This is a genomic window from Pseudomonas sp. G11 (assembly GCF_029457515.1).
In the GTDB taxonomy this organism is placed as follows: domain Bacteria; phylum Pseudomonadota; class Gammaproteobacteria; order Pseudomonadales; family Pseudomonadaceae; genus Aquipseudomonas; species Aquipseudomonas gorinensis.
In genome coordinates, this window is record NZ_CP120377.1 from 3,350,926 (window position 1) to 3,368,105 (window position 17,180).

The 17,180-nt window shown below is 61.1% G+C and carries 16 protein-coding genes and 1 pseudogene; 12 read left to right on the forward strand and 5 right to left on the reverse strand.

The window, feature by feature from the left end:
- The first annotated feature begins 164 nt into the window (after nt 1-164).
- On the forward strand, nt 165-944 hold the full coding sequence (locus P2T68_RS15450; protein WP_024075982.1) for an IclR family transcriptional regulator: 780 nt from the start codon (nt 165-167) through the stop codon (nt 942-944).
- A 131-nt stretch (nt 945-1,075) separates the two neighbouring features.
- Here the strand turns inward: P2T68_RS15450 and P2T68_RS15455 are convergent, their stop codons facing one another.
- Nucleotides 1,076-2,320, reverse strand: a complete 1,245-nt coding sequence (locus tag P2T68_RS15455; protein WP_024075981.1) for a saccharopine dehydrogenase family protein — start codon at nt 2,318-2,320, stop codon at nt 1,076-1,078.
- 28 nt (nt 2,321-2,348) lie between these two features.
- Complete coding sequence (locus tag P2T68_RS15460; protein ID WP_069076330.1) at nt 2,349-3,446, reverse strand: carboxynorspermidine decarboxylase; 1,098 nt, start codon at nt 3,444-3,446, stop codon at nt 2,349-2,351.
- Nucleotides 3,447-3,800: 354 nt separating this feature from the next.
- Between P2T68_RS15460 and P2T68_RS15465 the strand changes: the two genes are divergently transcribed.
- The 7 genes from P2T68_RS15465 (at nt 3,801) to P2T68_RS15495 (ending at nt 10,768) form a co-directional block, all read left to right on the forward strand.
- Entirely contained in the window at nt 3,801-4,820 is a 1,020-nt protein-coding gene (locus P2T68_RS15465) for a LacI family DNA-binding transcriptional regulator (RefSeq protein ID WP_024075979.1), read from the forward strand.
- Complete coding sequence (locus tag P2T68_RS15470; protein ID WP_069076331.1) at nt 4,804-5,808, forward strand: ABC transporter substrate-binding protein; 1,005 nt, start codon at nt 4,804-4,806, stop codon at nt 5,806-5,808. Before P2T68_RS15465 ends, P2T68_RS15470 begins: the two co-directional genes overlap by 17 nt.
- Nucleotides 5,809-6,627, forward strand: coding sequence for an ABC transporter permease (locus P2T68_RS15475; RefSeq protein ID WP_024075977.1), 819 nt, complete (start codon nt 5,809-5,811; stop codon nt 6,625-6,627). It begins immediately after the preceding gene.
- Nucleotides 6,624-7,418: an ABC transporter permease subunit gene (locus P2T68_RS15480; protein ID WP_024075976.1), complete on the forward strand. Its 795-nt coding sequence runs from the start codon at nt 6,624-6,626 to the stop codon at nt 7,416-7,418. Before P2T68_RS15475 ends, P2T68_RS15480 begins: the two co-directional genes overlap by 4 nt.
- Nucleotides 7,415-8,446, forward strand: a complete 1,032-nt coding sequence (locus P2T68_RS15485) for an ABC transporter ATP-binding protein (RefSeq protein WP_277379545.1) — start codon at nt 7,415-7,417, stop codon at nt 8,444-8,446. The genes P2T68_RS15480 and P2T68_RS15485 overlap by 4 nt, the downstream gene beginning before the upstream one ends.
- A 10-nt stretch (nt 8,447-8,456) precedes the next feature.
- Entirely contained in the window at nt 8,457-9,290 is an 834-nt protein-coding gene (locus P2T68_RS15490; protein ID WP_024075974.1) for a phosphodiesterase, read from the forward strand.
- 158 nt (nt 9,291-9,448) lie between these two features.
- Nucleotides 9,449-10,768, forward strand: a complete 1,320-nt coding sequence (locus P2T68_RS15495) for an OprD family porin (protein ID WP_277379546.1) — start codon at nt 9,449-9,451, stop codon at nt 10,766-10,768.
- Between the two features lie 20 nt (nt 10,769-10,788).
- On the opposite strand, the pseudogene P2T68_RS15500 reads toward P2T68_RS15495, so the two are convergent.
- Nucleotides 10,789-10,875, reverse strand: a pseudogene (locus P2T68_RS15500) (outer membrane lipoprotein carrier protein LolA); the annotation flags it as partial.
- Nucleotides 10,876-11,041: 166 nt separating this feature from the next.
- On the opposite strand from P2T68_RS15500, the gene metE reads away from it, so the two are divergent.
- Entirely contained in the window at nt 11,042-13,330 is a 2,289-nt protein-coding gene (gene metE, locus P2T68_RS15505) for a 5-methyltetrahydropteroyltriglutamate--homocysteine S-methyltransferase (protein ID WP_277379547.1), read from the forward strand.
- Between the two features lie 213 nt (nt 13,331-13,543).
- Here metE and P2T68_RS15510 read toward each other — a convergent pair whose 3' ends face one another.
- A complete protein-coding gene (locus tag P2T68_RS15510) occupies nt 13,544-14,698 on the reverse strand; it encodes a DUF1624 domain-containing protein (RefSeq protein WP_277379548.1) in 1,155 nt (384 codons plus the stop codon).
- Between the two features lie 162 nt (nt 14,699-14,860).
- On the opposite strand from P2T68_RS15510, the gene P2T68_RS15515 reads away from it, so the two are divergent.
- Together P2T68_RS15515 and yfcF are read left to right on the forward strand one after the other, a co-directional pair.
- Complete coding sequence (locus tag P2T68_RS15515; RefSeq protein WP_277379753.1) at nt 14,861-15,397, forward strand: DUF924 family protein; 537 nt, start codon at nt 14,861-14,863, stop codon at nt 15,395-15,397.
- 112 nt (nt 15,398-15,509) lie between these two features.
- Complete coding sequence (yfcF, locus tag P2T68_RS15520; protein ID WP_277379549.1) at nt 15,510-16,142, forward strand: glutathione transferase; 633 nt, start codon at nt 15,510-15,512, stop codon at nt 16,140-16,142.
- Here yfcF and P2T68_RS15525 read toward each other — a convergent pair.
- Entirely contained in the window at nt 16,117-16,383 is a 267-nt protein-coding gene (locus P2T68_RS15525; RefSeq protein WP_024075968.1) for a hypothetical protein, read from the reverse strand. The two genes, yfcF and P2T68_RS15525, sit on opposite strands and share 26 nt — an antisense overlap.
- A gap of 134 nt (nt 16,384-16,517) precedes the next feature.
- Between P2T68_RS15525 and P2T68_RS15530 the strand changes: the two genes are divergently transcribed.
- Nucleotides 16,518-17,162, forward strand: a complete 645-nt coding sequence (locus P2T68_RS15530) for an ATPase (protein ID WP_277379550.1) — start codon at nt 16,518-16,520, stop codon at nt 17,160-17,162.
- The last annotated feature ends 18 nt before the right edge of the window (nt 17,163-17,180 follow it).

Below are 17,180 nucleotides of genomic sequence, written 5' to 3' on the forward strand. Positions count from 1 at the left end.
GAAACCGCAAGCTCTATGCCATTTCGATGAATAAAAATCGTATGTCGCTATAGAAAATAGAAAAAATGAACTGTTCGTATCGGTATGCGATTTTTAATGGTCTATTTTTGCAATTTAGGGTAGAAATATCGCTACGTCTGACTGACCCCGCCCGTGAGTTCGCCATGTCCGAAGAACGCAACAGTTTGCACAACCAATCCCTGGAAAAAGGCCTGTCGGTGCTCAAGGCATTCAGCGCCCAGCGCCGTAGCATGAGCCTTGCAGAGGTGGCGGACGCCGCCGGCATGACCAAAAGCTCCGCCCAGCGCATGGTGTTTACCCTCGAAAGCCTGGGTTACCTTCGGAAACACTCCCGCACCCGGCATTACCAACTCACCCCGCGGGTGCTGGAGTTGGGCTTCAGTTATCTGGATGCGCATTCGCTGATCGAAGTGGCCAACCCGTTTCTGTCGGAACTCACGCGCTTGACCGGCGAGACCTCGTGCCTCACCGAGCCGGCGGGCTACGACATGACCTACATCGCGCGCTTCGTCAGTTCAGGCTTTGTGCCGGTGCATATGCCGATCGGCTCGCGGGTGCCGATGTACTGCACGGCATCGGGGCGGGCGTATTTGAGTGCGCTGCCGCAGGAGGAAGCGTTGGCGTTGATCGAGAACAGCCAGCGCATTGCGCACACCAGCCAGACATTGACTGAGGTCGACAGGATTCTGGATTCGTTGCAGGTGGTGAGAGAGCAGGGTTATGCAGTGAATGGCCAGGAGTTGTTTCTGGGCGACATGACTATCGGCGCGCCAGTGCTCGGTGCGAATGGCCGCCCGGTGGCAGCGGTGCATGTGGTGGCGCCGACCAGTCGGTGGAGCAGGGCGGATGCGGAGAAGCAATTGGCGCCGGCACTGTTGCAATGCTCAAGGGCACTGAGCAACTCAGCCCGGAACCTGGAATAACAGACACCCTGAAACCCAATGTGGGAGGGGGCTTGCCCCGATTACAGTGTGTCAGTCAATACAGCTGTGACTGATCTACCGCTATCGGGGCAAGCCCCCTCCCACATGTTGGTTCGGTCTGCTATCGCCTATCAGGCAATCGCATCCCAGGCCCGATCACCGTGCTCGTCCTTGATCCGCGTCGGCAAGCCCATCACGTCCAGCGCCTTGAGGAACGGCTCAGCCGGCAATTCCTCAACGTTGGCCATGCGCTTTACATCCCACTCACCGCGGGCAACCAACAGGGCGGCAGCCACCGGTGGAACGCCGGCGGTGTAGGAAATGCCCTGGCTGTCAGTCTCGGCAAAGGCTTCTTCGTGATCCGCCACGTTGTAGATGAACACTTCGCGCGGCTGGCCATCCTTGGTGCCTTTGACCAGGTCACCGATGCAGGTCTTGCCGGTGTAGCCGGGGGCGAGGGAAGACGGGTCGGGCAGTACGGCCTTGACCACTTTCAACGGCACCACTTCCAGGCCTTCGGCGGTTTTCACCGGTTTTTCGGAAAGCAGGCCGAGGTTGTTCAGCACGGTGAATACGTTGATGTAGTGCTCGCCGAAGCTCATCCAGAAACGCACGTTGGGCACGTCGAGGTTTTTCGACAGCGAGTGCACTTCATCGTGGCCGGTCAGGTAGAGGTTCTGCGAGCCGACCACCGGCAGGTCGTCGGTGCGCTTGACTTCGAACATGGTGTTGCTGGTCCACTGGCTGTTCTGCCAGCTCCACACCTGTCCGGTGAATTCGCGGAAGTTGATTTCCGGATCGAAATTGGTGGCGAAGTATTTGCCATGGGAGCCGGCATTGACGTCGAGAATGTCGATCGAATCAATGCGGTCGAAATGCTGTTGCTGCGCCAGCGCGGCGTACGCGTTGACGACACCTGGGTCGAAGCCCACGCCAAGGATGGCGGTGATGTTCTTCTGTTTGCACTCTTCCAGGTGGTTCCATTCGTAGTTGCCGTACCACGGCGGGGTCTCGCAGACCTTGCCCGGCTCTTCGTGGATGGCGGTGTCGAGGTATGCAACGCCCGTGTCGATGCAGGCACGCAGTACCGACATGTTGAGGAACGCGGAACCTACGTTGATGACGATCTGCGATTCGGTCTCGCGGATCAGGGCCTTGGTCGCTTCCACGTCCAGGGCGTTCAGCGCGAAGGCTTGGATATCGGCGGGTACCTTGAGGCTACCCTTGGCCTTGACGCTGTCGATGATGGCCTGGCATTTGGAGATGTTGCGCGACGCGATAGCAATACGACCGAGTTCGTCGTTGTGCTGCGCGCACTTGTGGGCCACCACCTTGGCGACACCTCCTGCACCAATGATAAGAACGTTCTTTTTCAATTGCTTTATCTCTCCTTTATCCGCCAGCTTACGAAAGGCTGGACAGGTAGTCGTCGTAACCAAATTCACGAACCACCTCGACTGTACCGTCGAGTTGTTTCACTACGATGGACGGCATTTTCAGGCCGTTGAACCAGTTTTTCTTGACCATGGTGTAGCCCGCGGTGTCGATGAACGACAGCCGATCGCCGATGGCCAGCGGACGATCGAATTGATACTCGCCAAAGATGTCCCCGGCCAGGCAGGATTTGCCGCACACCATGTAGGTGTGTTCACCCGCGCTTGGCGCCAGCTTGGCGTTGAGGCGGTAGATCAGCAGGTCCAGCAGGTGGGCTTCGATGGAGCTGTCGACCACGGCGAGGTGCTTGCCGTTGTAGAGGGTGTCGAGCACCGTGACTTCCAGCGAAGCGCTGTTAGTGATCGCGGCTTCGCCGGGTTCCAGGTAGACCTGTACGTCGTACTTCTGCGAGAACGCCTTGAGGCGCTGGCAGAAGGCGTCGATGGCATAGCCTTCACCGGTGAAGTGGATGCCGCCGCCGAGGCTGACCCAGTTGACCTTGTGCAGCAGCGCGCCGAAGCGTTCTTCAATGGTGTTCAGCATCTGGTCGAACAGGTTGAAGTCGCCGTTCTCGCAGTTGTTGTGGAACATGAAGCCGGAGATCTGCTCGATCACGCCTTCGATCTTCACCGGGTCCCATTCGCCCAGGCGGCTGAACGGGCGCGCCGGGTCGGCCAGCAGGTAGTCGGAGCTGCTCACCTGCGGGTTGACGCGCAGGCCACGGGTCTTGCCCTCGGAGCGCTCGGCAAAACGTTGCAGCTGGCTGATGGAGTTGAAGATGATCTTGTCGCAGTTGACCAGCATCTCTTCGATTTCATCGTCGGCCCAGGCCACGCTGTAGGCGTGTGCCTCACCTTCGAACTTCTGGCGACCGAGCTTCAACTCGTACAGCGACGACGAGGTGGTGCCGTCCATGTATTCCTGCATCAGGTCGAACACCGACCAGGTGGCAAAGCACTTGAGCGCCAGCAGGGCCTTGGCGCCGGACTGCTCGCGCACGTAAGCGATCTTCTGCATGTTGACCAGAAGCTTCTGTTTATCGATGAGGTAGTACGGCGTTTTGATCATTTTTGAGAGCCTGCGGCGGTGCCTGCCAAAAAAGGACACGCATTGTGCCCGCACTTGGATCGAATCGAAAGGTTAGCCGGCGGATTTCGCTGCGCCAGCTTTACGATCCTAACCACTGAGTATGACTATCTATGCATGGACACCGCTCCAATGTGGGAGGGGGCTTGCCCCCGATGGCGGTGCTTCAGCCAGCCTATTCTTCATTGATCCACCACTATCGGGGGCAAGCCCCTCCCACATGTTGGCCTATGTGACAGTGCTTCACTGCCATCAAACTGTCATCTCCCCACCACCTTCCTGCCACATTCCACCGTTACTGTCCTCGCCAATGAGATCGATCTCAAGCGAGTGAACATGACTGACCTGAAAGACGTTGCGCGGTTGGCTGGCGTATCCCGCGCGACCGCCGCCCGCACCTTTGCCTCCCCTGACCAGGTGCGCCCGGCGACCCGTGAACAAGTGTTCGCCGCCGCCCGTGAGTTGGGGTTTCGGCCTAACTTGCTCGGCCGCCAACTGCGCCTGCAAACCACCCAGTTGATCGGCGTGGTGGTGCCCAACCTGCTCAATCCGGTGTTCGCCGAACAGTTCCAGGCCATGGAGCGTGCCGCGCGGTTGCGTGGCTACAGCCTGGTGCTGGCGACCACCGACTACAGCAGCGAGCGCGAATGCATTGTGGTGGAGGAGTTGCTGCGCCAGCGCGTCGACGGCCTGGTGCTGACGGTCACCGATGCCGAAAGCAACAGCGTGCTCAGCAGCCTGAATACCGAAAAAACCCCGTTCGTGCTGGCCTATCACCAACCGAGCAACCCTAACTACAGCGCCGTATCGGTGGACAACCGCGCGGGCATGGCCCTGGCCACGCGCTACCTGCTGGAGGCCGGCCATCGACGCATCAGCATGGTCGCCGGCCCTGCCTTGCAGTCCGACCGCGCACGCCTGCGCTACGCCGGGTATTGCGATGCGATGAAGGAATACGCCCTCAAAAGCCGCGCAGTGATCGAAATGCCGGCGCACACCCAGGCCGAGTTCGCCGCGATCGAGCCGTTCCTGCGCGGCCCCGAGGCGCCGACTGCGTTGGTGTGCTCCAACGATTTCCTGGCGATCAGCCTGATCGCCGAGCTGCGTCGCAACGGCTGGAATGTGCCCGAGCAACTGTCCGTGATGGGGTTCGACGGCATTGCCCTCGGCACCCAGATGCACCCGACCCTGTGCAGTGTGGTGCAGCCCATCGCACTGCTGGCCAGCACCGTGATTGATCAACTGCTGGCGCAGATCGCCGGCAATGCCCCGATTTCCCATTGCCTGCCTTGCCATGTCCGGCCGGGCGAAAGCACTCAACCCCATGAGGAGACTCTTGATGCGCGCATTCAGTAAAACCCTGGCAGCTGTGCTGCTGTGCGGTGTGGCCAGCCTGGCCCAGGCCGCCGATACCGCGATTTGCTACAACTGCCCGCCGGACTGGGCCGACTGGGGCACGCAACTCAAGGCCATCGCTGCCAGTACCGGGGTGCAAGTGCCCCTGGACAACAAGAACTCCGGCCAATCCCTGGCGCAACTGGTCGCCGAGAAGGCCGCGCCGGTCGCCGACGTGGTGTATTACGGCGTGACCTTCGGCCTGCAAGCGCAAAAGGCCGAAGTGGTCGACACCTACAAGCCCAAGGGCTGGGAGCAGATTCCCGCCGGCCTGAAAGACCCCGCCGGCCACTGGTTCGCGATCCACTCCGGCACCTTGGGCATCATGGTCAACGTCGATGCATTGGGCGGCCTGCCGGTGCCGCAAAGCTGGGCAGACCTGCTCAAGCCGCAATACAAAGGCATGGTCGGTTACCTCGATCCATCCAGCGCGTTTGTCGGCTATGTATCCGCCGTGGCGATCAACCGCGCCCTGGGCGGCGACCTGGATAACTTCGCCCCGGCCATCGACTACTTCCAGAAACTGGCGAAAAACGCCCCCATCGTGCCCAAGCAAACTGCCTATGCGCGGGTGCTGTCCGGCGAGTTGCCGATCCTGGTGGACTACGACTTCAACGCCTACCGCGCCCGCTACAAGGACAAGGCCAACGTCGCCTTCGTGATCCCGCAGGAAGGCAGCATCAGCGTGCCCTATGTGATGAGCCTGGTCGCCAACGCGCCCCATCGCGCCAACGCTGAAAAGGTCCTCGACTTCGTGCTGTCTGACGAAGGCCAGGCACTCTGGGCCAAGGCTTACCTGCGCCCGGTACGGCCGATGAAGATGCCCGCCGAGGTCGCCGCCCAGTTCCTGCCCGATAGCGACTATGCCCGTGCCGGTGTGGTGGATTACCAAAAAATGGCCGCTGTGCAGGAAGCCTTTGCCGCCCGTTATCTGAACGAGGTCAAGTAAGTGGCCGCATCGGCAAAACATGCAGCCTGGGCGCTGGCCCCGGCCTTTGCAGTGCTGCTCGCGTTCTGGCTGTTGCCGTTGGCGCACTTGATGGTGCTCGGCGGCGAGAGCCGTGACAGCCATGGCAGTGGTTATTGGCAGGTACTGAGCAGTTCGCAATATTTGGGCAGCCTGGCGCAAACCTGCGCGCTTGCTGTTTTCGTGACACTGGTGGCGTTGTTGATTGGCGGCATCAGCGGCGTCTTCCTGGCGCGCCAGCGTTTTTTTGGTCGCTCGGCGCTGGTGGCGTTGTTGACGTTTCCACTGGCGTTTCCGGGCGTGGTGGTGGGTTTCCTGGTGATCCTGTTGGCCGGGCGCCAGGGGTTGCTGGCCTCTTTGGGCCTGCAACTGGCCGGTGAGCGCTGGATCTTTGCCTACTCGCTGGCCGGGCTGTTTGTCGGCTACCTGTACTTTTCGATCCCGCGGGTGATCCTCACGGTGATGGCGGCGTGCGAAAGCCTCGACCGCAGCCTGGAGGAAGCCGCACATTCCCTGGGGGCCGGGCACTGGCGCGTGGTGTGCGACGTGATCGTACCGGGCCTGGCGCCGGCGCTGGCGTCGTGCGGGGCGATCTGTTTCGCCACCTCCATGGGCGCCTTCGGCACTGCGTTCACCTTGGGCACACGCCTGAATGTCACCCCAGTGGCGATCTACAACGTGTTCACCAACTATGCCAACTTCGCCGTGGCCGCCGCGCTGTCGGTGGTGCTCGGTGCGGTGACCTGGGCGGTCCTGTTGCTGACGCGACGCCTGGTGAAAAACGCGGGGACGGTCCTGTGAAGCGCTCATCGCTGTTTGTGATTCAACTGCTGTTCACTTTGCTGGTGTGCGCCTTCATGTTGGTGCCGGTGCTGATGTCATTGCTGGCCGGGTTGACGCGCAATTTCTTTGTCGGCCTGTCCAGCGGCCTGACCTTCGACTGGTTGATCCAGGTGTGGCAGGCCTATTCGCCCACCGTATGGCTGTCGCTGCAATTGGCCGTGGCGTGCGCAGTGTGCGTGTGTGTGATCGGCGTACCGGCGGCCTATGCCTTGGTACGCATGAACAACCGCTTCAGCCGCGCCTTCGAGGAACTGATGGTGCTGCCGGTGGCCATGCCGGGCCTGGCCAGTGCGTTGGCCTTGCTGCTGACCTATGGCCAGTTCGGCGGCTTTCGTAGCAGCTGGTTGTTCATCCTGGTCGGCCATGTGCTGTTCACCTTGCCGTTCCTGGTACGCCCGGTGATGGCGGTGATGCAACGCCAGCAACTGCCGGTGCTGGAAGAGGCCGCGGCCAGCCTCGGCGCCGGGCCGATCAAGCGCTTTTTCAGCGTGGTAGTGCCCAACTGCCGTGCCGGGATTCTGGCGGGCGTGCTGATGGTGGTGACCTTGTCGCTGGGTGAATTCAACCTGACCTGGATGCTCCATACACCGATGACCAAGACCCTGCCGGTGGGCCTGGCCGACAGCTACGCTTCGGCGCGCCTGGAAATCGCCAGCGCCTACACCCTTATCTTTTTGCTGATGATCGTGCCGCTGTTGATTGCGTTGCAGGCCATCAGTGCGCGTCTGTCCCGTGGAGAGCGTCGATGACTGCTATCACTATTCGTCTCAAGGGCTGCCGTAAGGCTTTCGCCGACGGCACCGTGGCGGTGCATGACCTGGACCTGACCGTCGAAGGCGGTGAAACCCTGGCGATTCTCGGCCCGTCGGGCTGTGGCAAAACCACCACCTTGCGCCTGATCGCCGGCCTGGAACGCCCGGATGTGGGCCAGGTGTTGTTCGGCGACCAGGACGTCACCCGCCTGCCCATTGAGCGCCGCGATGTGGGCATGGTGTTCCAGAATTACGCGCTGTTTCCCAACTTGGATGTGGCGGGGAATATCGTCTACGGCTTGAAGATTCGCGGCATGTCGCCACTGGCGCGCAATAAGCGCTGCGAGGAATTGCTCGAGCTGGTGGGCCTGCAAAATCACGGCAAACGCAGTATCCACGAATTGTCCGGTGGCCAGCGTCAACGCGTGGCCTTGGCCCGTGCCTTGGCACCACGCCCCAAAGTGCTGTTGCTGGATGAACCGCTGGCGGCCCTGGATGCGCAGTTGCGCGAGCGCCTGCGCAGCGAGCTGAATGAGCTGCTGCGCGGCCTTGGTATCACCTCGGTATTTGTCACCCACGACCAGGGCGAAGCCATGGCCCTGGGCGATCGTATCCTGGTGATGGAGCACGGCCGTGTCGCGCAACTGGCCAGCCCACGGGAGATCTACCAGAAACCGGCCAATGCGTTCGTCGCCGGTTTTGTCGGCAACCTCAATGCCTTTGCCGTCACCTCGCGAACCGCCCATGGCCTGAAAGTCTGCGGCGGCGAGCTGCCGTGGGGGGCCGCCGACATGCCCAATACGGTGTACTGCCGCCCCGAACACCTACGGGTGATGGAGAGCGAAGGGCACCTGCACGGGCATCTGCTCGCGCAGTTCTTCCAGGGCGCCCAGAGCCGCCTGCTGGTGGATGTGGGTGGCCTGCAACCGCTGCTGGTGGACAGCAGCGACAACCAGCTGCATGTCGTCGGCGCGCCGATTGCCTTGGCCGTTGCGCCGCACATGTTGTTTACCCTGAATGCGTGAGAGTCGACTTTTGAAGCGTCCGTTTCTTGTTGCACAGATCAGCGATCTGCACCTTAAAGCCGGCCAGCGCCTGACCTATGGGGTTGTCGATACCCTGGGCGCACTGCGCCGTGCCGTCGACCATTTGAACGCCAGCCACCCACGGCCCGACATTGTGGTGGTCAGCGGTGACCTGGTGGACTTCGGCCGCGCCGATGAATACGCCGTGCTGCACCCTGAACTCGCGCGCCTGCACATGCCGTGCTACCTGGTGCCGGGCAACCACGACACCCGCGGGCCGTTGCTCGACGCATTCCGCGATCATGCCTATTTGCCTTTGTCGGCAGAGCAGCCGTTGGACTGGGTGGTGGACGAGCATCCGCTGCGCCTCATCGGCCTGGACTCGACTATCCCCGGTGGGCATGGCGGCCAGCTCCTGGACAGCCAATTGCAGTGGCTGGATGAGCAACTGGCGCGACGTCCTGACACGCCGACGTTGCTGATCCTGCACCATCCGCCGTTTGTCAGCGGCATCGGCCATATGGACCGCGAACCCTTTATCAACGCCGCCGCGCTGGAGCGCGTCGTGGCGCGCCACCCGCAAGTGGAACGCCTGTTGTGCGGGCACCTGCACCGGCCGATGCAGCGGCGCTTTGGCGGCAGCTTGAGTTGTGTGTGTCCCGGCACCTCCCATCAGATCGTGCTGGACCTGCAAGACGCCGCGCCCGCGCATTTCAACCTGGAACCGGCGGGGTATTTGTTGCATCGCTGGGATGCGCAACACGGCTTGATCAGCCACAACGGCGTGTTCGGGGATTACCCGGGGCCGTATCCGTTCTATGACGCTCATGGATTGATTGACTGAGGTTTACGGAGGTTTCACTTCACTCAACCAGGTAACTAACTAAGCACTAAGCAACTGAATAACCGTTAACGCCCCGGCCAATGTCACGTTTGGCCGACGGCATCCTGCTGCCCATTTTTTGCGCCCGGAACTTGGATTCCGCGCCGGAGTTCGTCCTGATGAAAGCCACGTTGAATGTATTGAGTGTATTGACCGGTGGCCTGGGTATTGCCCTGAGCCCCTTGGCGTCTGCTGACTTTTTGAGCGACAGCCAAGCCAACTTGAGTATGCGTAACTTCTACTTCAATAACGACAACCGCGACGGCACGGCGGCACCGTCGAAGACCGAAGAGTGGGGCCAGGCGTTTATCCTCAATTACCAGTCGGGTTTTACCGACGGCACCGTCGGCTTTGGCCTGGACGCCATCGGCATGCTCGGCGTGACCCTCGACAGCGGCGCCGGTCGCCATGTGGGCAGTTCGATGATCCCCAACGATGACGGCAAGGCCGCCGACAATTGGGCCCGTGGCGGTGCCACCGCGAAGGCGCGTTTCGCCAAGACCGAAGCGCGTTACGGCTACCTGCGCCCGAACCTGCCGATCCTGGTGAGCAACGACGGCCGCCTCTTACCGCAATCGTTCGAAGGCGGCCAGGTGACCAGCAAAGACATCGACAACCTGACGTTGATCGGCGGCCAGCTCCAGCACGCCACGGGGCGCGGCTCCAGCGACAGCAGTGGCCTGGCAGCAGCCGGTGGCACCCGCGAAAGCAATAAATTCACCTACGCCGGTGCGGACTACCAACTGACCAAGGACCTGATGGTCCAGTACTACTACGCCAACCTCGAAGACTATTACCAGCAACACTTCGCCGGGTTGATCCACGTGTTGCCGTTGGGTGACTACGGCTCATTGAAAACCGACCTGCGTTACTTCAAGACCACCTCGGACGGCAAAAACAGCAGCGCCGCGGGGCGTGCCGACGGCTACAAGTTCAGCGGCTATACCAAAAACGGCAGCGGTGAAATCGACAACAACACCTGGAGTGCAGCCTTCATTTACTCCCTGGGGCCGCATGCGATTACCGCGGGTTACCAGCAAGTGTCCGATGACAGCAACTTTGCCCAACTCAACCAAGGCGGCCTGGCGAGCAAAGGGGAGGGCGGTTCGAGCCTGTACCTCTACACCGACCGTACGGTGCAGACCTTTATCCAGGCCGGCGAACGCACCGCCTTCGCCCAGTATGCCTATGACTTTACAGCGCTGGGCGTGCCGGGTTTGAAGGCGTCGATGATGTATTTGAAAGGTGACCATATCCTCACCGCCAGCGGCAATAACGCCAGCGAGTGGGAACGGGATATCGGCCTGGACTACGTGGTGCAGGGCGGCACCTTCAAGAACGTCGGGTTCGGCTGGCGCAACGGCGTGTCGCGCAGCGAGGTCGCGCGGGACCAGGATCAGAACCGGGTGTTTGTGAATTACTCGATTCCGTTGATGTAACCGGCCGAGCGGATCCCCCCTGTAGGAGCGAACTTGCGCGCGAAAAACCTAAGTGCGCCGCGGACCGTCACGCAGCCCGCGTGATCGTTGGCGTTCTTCGCGAGCAAGCTCGCTCCTACAAGGGGGGATGTTCAGGCTGCCCGGCGCCACGAGTGTGACATGGCGCATTAACATGAGTGAATCTTGTGATCATCAGGAATAAAATGAGTTTGTTTCACTATCTCCGTCTACCGACAATGCCTGCCATTAATACCTACAGTGGAGTTGTAAGTCATGGCAGTCGCTCATTCCCTCGGATTTCCGCGCATTGGACGCGATCGTGAACTGAAAAAAGCGCAGGAAGCGTTCTGGAAGGGCGAACTCGACGAAGCTGGCCTGCGCGCCGTCGGCCGTGAGCTGCGCAAGACCCATTGGGCGTTGCAACAGCAGGCCGGTATTGACCTGTTGCCCGCCGGCGATTTCGCCTGGTACGACCAGGTGCTGACCCACTCGCTGATGTTCGGCGTGATCCCCGAGCGTTTCCGTCCCGCCGATGGCCAGGCCACCCTGCACACCCTGTTCGGCATGGCCCGTGGCGTCAGCGACAGCTGTTGTGGGGGGGCACACGCCCAGGAAATGACCAAGTGGTTCGACACCAATTACCACTACCTGGTACCCGAGTTCAGCGTTGACCAGCAGTTCCACCTCGGCTGGGACCAGCTGTTCGAGGAAGTGCAGGAAGCCCGTGAGCTGGGCCATACGGTCAAGCCGGTGGTGATCGGCCCGTTGACTTACCTGTGGCTGGGCAAGGCCAAGGGCGGTGACTTCGACAAGCTCGACCTGCTCGAGCGCCTGCTGCCGTTGTACGGCCAGATCTTCCAGCGCCTGGCGGAGTTGGGCGTGGAGTGGGTGCAGATCGATGAGCCGATCCTGGTCCTCGACCTGCCACAGGCCTGGAAAAACGCATTTGAGCGCGCCTATAACCTGATCCAGCGCGACCCGCTGAAAAAGCTGGTGGCCACCTATTTCGGCGGCCTGGAAGAGAACCTTGGCCTGGCGGCTAGCCTGCCGGTCGACGGTTTGCATATCGACCTGGTACGTGCGCCGGACCAGTACCCGACCATCCTTGATCGCCTGCCGGCCTATAAGGTGTTGTCCCTGGGGGTGGTCAATGGCCGCAATGTCTGGCGCTGCGACCTGGAGAAAGCCCTGGCGACCTTGCAGCATGCCCATGAAAAACTCGGCGATCGCCTGTGGGTGGCACCGTCCTGTTCGCTGTTGCACAGCCCCGTGGATGTGGGCCGCGAAGACCAATTGGATGCCGAGTTGAAAAGCTGGCTGGCGTTCGCCGTGCAGAAGTGTGCCGAAGTCGCGGTACTGGCCCGCGCGGTGAACGAACCCGAAGCCCCCGATGTGCTGGCCGCCCTGGCGCAAAGCCGCGCCGTACAGGCTGCCCGAGCGACCTCGCGGCGTATTCACAAGCCCGCCGTGCAAGCTCGCGTGGCAGCGATCACCGCCCAGGACAGCCAACGTCAGTCGCCGTTTGCCCAGCGTATCGACAAGCAGCGTGCGCGCCTCAACCTGCCGCTGTTCCCCACCACCACCATCGGTTCGTTCCCGCAAACCGCGTCGATCCGCCTGGCGCGCCAGTCCTACAAGCAAGGCAAGCTGAGCGAAGCCGAATACGTCGAAGCGATGCACAGCGAGATCAAGCATGCCGTCGAGGTCCAGGAAAACCTCGGCCTGGACGTGCTGGTACACGGTGAAGCCGAGCGTAACGACATGGTCGAGTACTTCGCCGAGCAACTGGACGGCTACGTGTTCACACGTTTCGGCTGGGTCCAGAGCTACGGTTCGCGCTGCGTAAAACCGGCGGTGATCTTCGGTGACCTGAGCCGTCCGAAGGCGATGACGGTGGAGTGGATCCGCTACGCCCAGGGCCTGACCCACAAGGTGATGAAGGGCATGCTGACTGGCCCGGTGACCATGCTGATGTGGTCCTTCCCGCGCGAGGACGTGAGCCGCGAAGTGCAGGCTCGGCAACTGGCGTTGGCGATTCGTGATGAAGTGCTGGACCTGGAAGCCGCTGGCATCCAGATCGTGCAGATTGACGAAGCGGCGTTCCGTGAAGGCCTGCCGTTGCGCCGTGCGCAGTGGCAGCCTTACCTGGACTGGGCCACCGAAGTGTTCCGCCTGTGCGCCTCGGGCGCGCGCGATGAAACCCAGATCCATACCCATATGTGCTACAGCGAGTTCAACGATGTGATCGAGTCCATCGCGGCGATGGATGCCGACGTGATCACCATCGAAACCTCACGCTCGGACATGGAACTGCTGCATGCGTTCGAAGCCTTCGCCTACCCCAACGACATCGGCCCGGGCGTCTACGACATCCACTCGCCAAGGGTGCCGGATGCCTCGGAAATGGCCAACCTGCTGCGCAAGGCGGCCCAGCGCATTCCGGCCGAGCGCTTGTGGGTGAACCCGGATTGCGGGTTGAAGACACGGGGTTGGCCGGAGACGGAAGCGGCGTTGATTCATATGGTCACCGCGGCTCGCCAGCTACGGGCTGAGTTGGCTTAAAACCTTACAAAACAGAAATGGCACAAGTAACCTGTGGCGAGCGGGCTTGCCCAAAGGCTTTTTTGTAGGAGCGAGCTTGCTCGCGAAAAACATCAACGATAACGCGTGTTCCCTGAATCAACGCGGCGCCTGTGAGTTTTTCGCGAGCAAGCTCGCTCCTACAAAAGGCCATGTACGCGTAACTGACTGGCATCACATTCAGTCTGTGCCAGGTCAGAGGTATTTGAGCCACGCCAGGTCGCGGCGCCGGGCCTTGAGCCTGGCGAACCAGTGCACGGGCGGGTAGAGCGCCAGGGGCAACACCAACGCCATCAGCCACACCGCACCGATACTGTCGAAACCGAAGTAGTTGCCATGGTTCAAGCCAAACAGCGCCACACAGGCGACATACAGCACTTTCAGCACATAAAGATGCAGCAGATAAAAGAACATCGGCACGCAACCAAACACCGCTAACACGTTGATCCAGCGTCGATGCCCCGCGCGTTCAAACGCCAGCAACAGCAACAGCCCAACCCCCAACGTCAACGCCAGGAACAGCAGCGAAGGTGGGTACTTGGTCACGTTGAAAAAGCTCATCAGCGTCTGCATGCCGCTGTCATACGCCTGCCAGGGCTTTTCGCCATAGCCATTGAGCGCACGCAACAGCACGAACCCCGCCAACGCACCCACACCGCCGAACAGCAAATGGCGCTGGCGCACGGCCGGCAATGCGGCATTGGCAAACCACGGGCCCAGGCCGTAACCCAGGGCAATCACACCGATCCACGGCAGCACCGGGTAGGTCGTGCGCAGGCGTAGGGTGTCGGACACTTCAATCCAACTGCGCTCATGCAGGATCGTCCACGGAATATGCAGCGCCGAGCCTGGATCGAAGTGCAGCCCATCCAGCAGGTTATGCCCGCCGATGATCACCAGCGCCAGCGCGATCAACAGCGGGCGCGGCAACCAGACCAGCACGGCGAGGGCGATCATGCTGATGCCGATCGCCCAGATCACCTGCAGATAGATCACGCTGGGCAGCAGTTGGAAGGTCCAGGCGAAGTTGACCAGGGTAAATTCCAGCACCACCAGGAACAGCCCACGCTTGAACAGGAACGCTGACACATCGCGACGGCCCGTGTATTTCTGACCGTACAACCAGGCGGACAGCCCGGTGAGCAGTACGAACACCGGCGCACACAGATGGGCGAGGGTGCGGCTCGCGAACAGTGCAGGCTCGGTGCTGTCGAGGCTCATCGGGTCGGTGACCTGGCGGTGCAACAGGAAGGTTTCGCGTACGTGGTCGAGGAGCATGAACAGGATCACCAGGCCGCGCAGGGCGTCGATGGAGAGCAGGCGTTGGCGCAGGGGAACAGTGTCGGTCATAAGCAGAAATCACAGGGCCGGGCGAAAAAACTGGATGTTATCCTATAACGCAAATGCCTGCGCTGCTGACGGTTAAGGTTTCAGCCACGCAGTCCTTCTGGTTCACTGTGAGGCACACAAGCAAGGGAGAGGCTGATCGTGAGTACTCGCAACAACGCGGTAATCCACACCCCGCAATCCGTCATCGCTTTCTGGCAGCAAGCCGGCCCCAAGCGCTGGTTCGCCAAGGACGCGGCGTTCGATGCCAGCTTTGGCGACACGTTCCGCGCCACTCACCTGCAAGCCGCCCGGCGCGAGCTGGAAGGCTGGCTGGACACAGCGGAGGGCGGCCTGGCCTTGCTGATCCTGCTCGATCAATACCCGCGCAATGCCTTTCGGGGAACCGCGCATATGTTCGCCACCGACCCGTTGGCGCGCCTGTATGCCCAGCGCATCGTCGACACGGGGCTGGATCAATTGATCGAACCCGCGTTGCGCGCGTTCTGCTACTTGCCGTTTGAACACTCGGAAAACCCGCAGGATCAGCAACGCTCCCTGGCCCTGAACCAGGCACTGGATGCCAACACCTATCGCTGGGCCAAGGAGCACGCCGCCATCATCGAGCGGTTCGGGCGCTTTCCCCATCGCAATGACGTGCTGGCCAGGCAGATCACCGACGCGGAGCACGCCTTCCTCAAGGCCGGTGGTTTCGCCGGCTGATCGACGGCCCGTCGCGCTGTTATTCCTCTCGGGAATGCCCCCATAAAAACCCTGCATTGTCTTTATGGCGGCGCATCTCGTAGCGTGGGGGCTCATCCAAGGAGATCGTCCCATGAGCCAAGGTCCGTTGCGTCTTTACGTTGATTCGCTGTTCACCAGCCCCTATGCGATGTCGGTGTTTGTCACCCTGCGCGAAAAAGGCCTGGCCTTCGACATGGTCACCCTCGACCTGGACGCCGGGCACAACCAGGCGGAGGACTTTGCCGAGTTGTCTGTGACCCAACGGGTGCCGACCCTGGTGGAGGGCGACTTTGCCTTGTCGGAATCGTCCGCGATCAGCGAGTACCTGGAGCAGGCTTACCCCGAGACGCCGGTCTACCCGGCTGATCCCAAGCAGCGGGCGAGGGCGCGGCAGGTGCAGGCGTGGTTGCGCAGCGATTTGCTGCCGATTCGCCAGGAGCGTTCGACGCTGGTGGTGTTCTACGGGCAAGCGATGCCGACGTTGTCAGCGCCGGCCGAAGCCGCCGCGCGCAAGTTGATCGACGCGGCGCAGGTGTTGTTGGCGGAGAACCCGCCGTACTTGTTCGGGGAGTGGTCGATTGCCGACGTAGACCTTGCAGTGATGCTCAACCGCCTGATCCTCAACGGTGACAGCGTACCTGCCGAGTTGGTGGACTATGCCCGGCGCCAGTGGCAGCGCCCCTCGGTGCAAGCCTGGGTCAATCTGCCAAGACCCGTGCTTTAGGCCATTCCTGCGCCACGCGGCGGTCCAACTCTTCCCAATCGGCCATGCCCAGGACCCGCGTGGTGTTCAAGCCGCGCAGGTAACCGCGTAGCTGCTGGGCACTGGCATAGACGTGGTCCGGGTCGGCCATCGGGTCCTGCAGCACCTGTTCATAGTCAACCAGGTAATCGGCGACCCGATCGCGAAACTCCGGCAATACGGCATCGCGGATCCGGTCGAAGGTTTTCTGGTGGGGCTTCATGGCATGGTCCTTATAAATTTTATGTTCAGCACTATCGGTTCAGATGATAGTCACCATCGAAGATCGCAAGTTCTGTTTTTTCATGAAAAGCGGAAAATCATCCCCATCGACACGCCGTTCAAGGAAATCGCGCGATGAGGACGTTTATCCAGCTGGCTATGATGACCCTGATGCTGGGGGGTGTGGGCATGACCACCCCGGCAATTGCCGATGACCTGCGTAGCAGCCATTTGCTACCTATCGACGCTAGCGTAGACTCTCTGCGCCGCACGCAGTCGGTTGGGGTGCTGTACAGCGAAAATACGCTCGACAACCTCAACTACCTTGAGCGCTACCACACGATGGCCATGAACGGTGCCAAGGGCAGCCTTGATGCACGTATCCGCGAGGCGTTCGTTAACAGCTCCGACCCTGAACTGGCGATCGACTGGTTGATGAACTCGCTGCAAGGTACCTTCCTGTCGGTGACGTTCTACGACAGCCTGGATGCCTTGGTGCAGGCTCATCCTGATGTCGTGGTGATGCTCGATACCCATAACCAGTTGCTGACCCAGCAAAACGACCAGGTCGAGGCGCGGTTTATTGCGCGGTTCTATGATGCGAACCTGCAATACATCGCCAAGGCCGAAGGTTCGGTGCACAAGCAAGTGCCGTCGGTGTGGGTGCATGACAAGGCCGCGCCGGAGATTGCGGCGCAGATCGAGCAGCAGCGAGATGTGCAACAAGATGCCTTGAAGCAGTTTGATGCATCGCTCAAGGCGCTGGTCCAAGCAGGTTGATGTAAATTTTTCCTTTTC

Bases quoted from the DNA above. Each gene is read 5' to 3' on its own strand.
- P2T68_RS15450 (WP_024075982.1), top strand. From the start codon at position 165: ATGTCCGAAGAACGCAACAGTTTGCACAACCAATCCCTGGAAAAAGGC.
- P2T68_RS15460 (WP_069076330.1), bottom strand. From the start codon at position 3,446: ATGATCAAAACGCCGTACTACCTCATCGATAAACAGAAGCTTCTGGTC.
- P2T68_RS15465 (WP_024075979.1), top strand. From the start codon at position 3,801: ATGACTGACCTGAAAGACGTTGCGCGGTTGGCTGGCGTATCCCGCGCG.
- P2T68_RS15470 (WP_069076331.1), top strand. From the start codon at position 4,804: ATGCGCGCATTCAGTAAAACCCTGGCAGCTGTGCTGCTGTGCGGTGTG.
- P2T68_RS15485 (WP_277379545.1), top strand. From the start codon at position 7,415: ATGACTGCTATCACTATTCGTCTCAAGGGCTGCCGTAAGGCTTTCGCC.
- P2T68_RS15495 (WP_277379546.1), top strand. From the start codon at position 9,449: ATGAAAGCCACGTTGAATGTATTGAGTGTATTGACCGGTGGCCTGGGT.
- metE (WP_277379547.1), top strand. From the start codon at position 11,042: ATGGCAGTCGCTCATTCCCTCGGATTTCCGCGCATTGGACGCGATCGT.
- P2T68_RS15510 (WP_277379548.1), bottom strand. From the start codon at position 14,698: ATGACCGACACTGTTCCCCTGCGCCAACGCCTGCTCTCCATCGACGCC.
- yfcF (WP_277379549.1), top strand. From the start codon at position 15,510: ATGAGCCAAGGTCCGTTGCGTCTTTACGTTGATTCGCTGTTCACCAGC.
- P2T68_RS15525 (WP_024075968.1), bottom strand. From the start codon at position 16,383: ATGAAGCCCCACCAGAAAACCTTCGACCGGATCCGCGATGCCGTATTG.
- P2T68_RS15530 (WP_277379550.1), top strand. From the start codon at position 16,518: ATGAGGACGTTTATCCAGCTGGCTATGATGACCCTGATGCTGGGGGGT.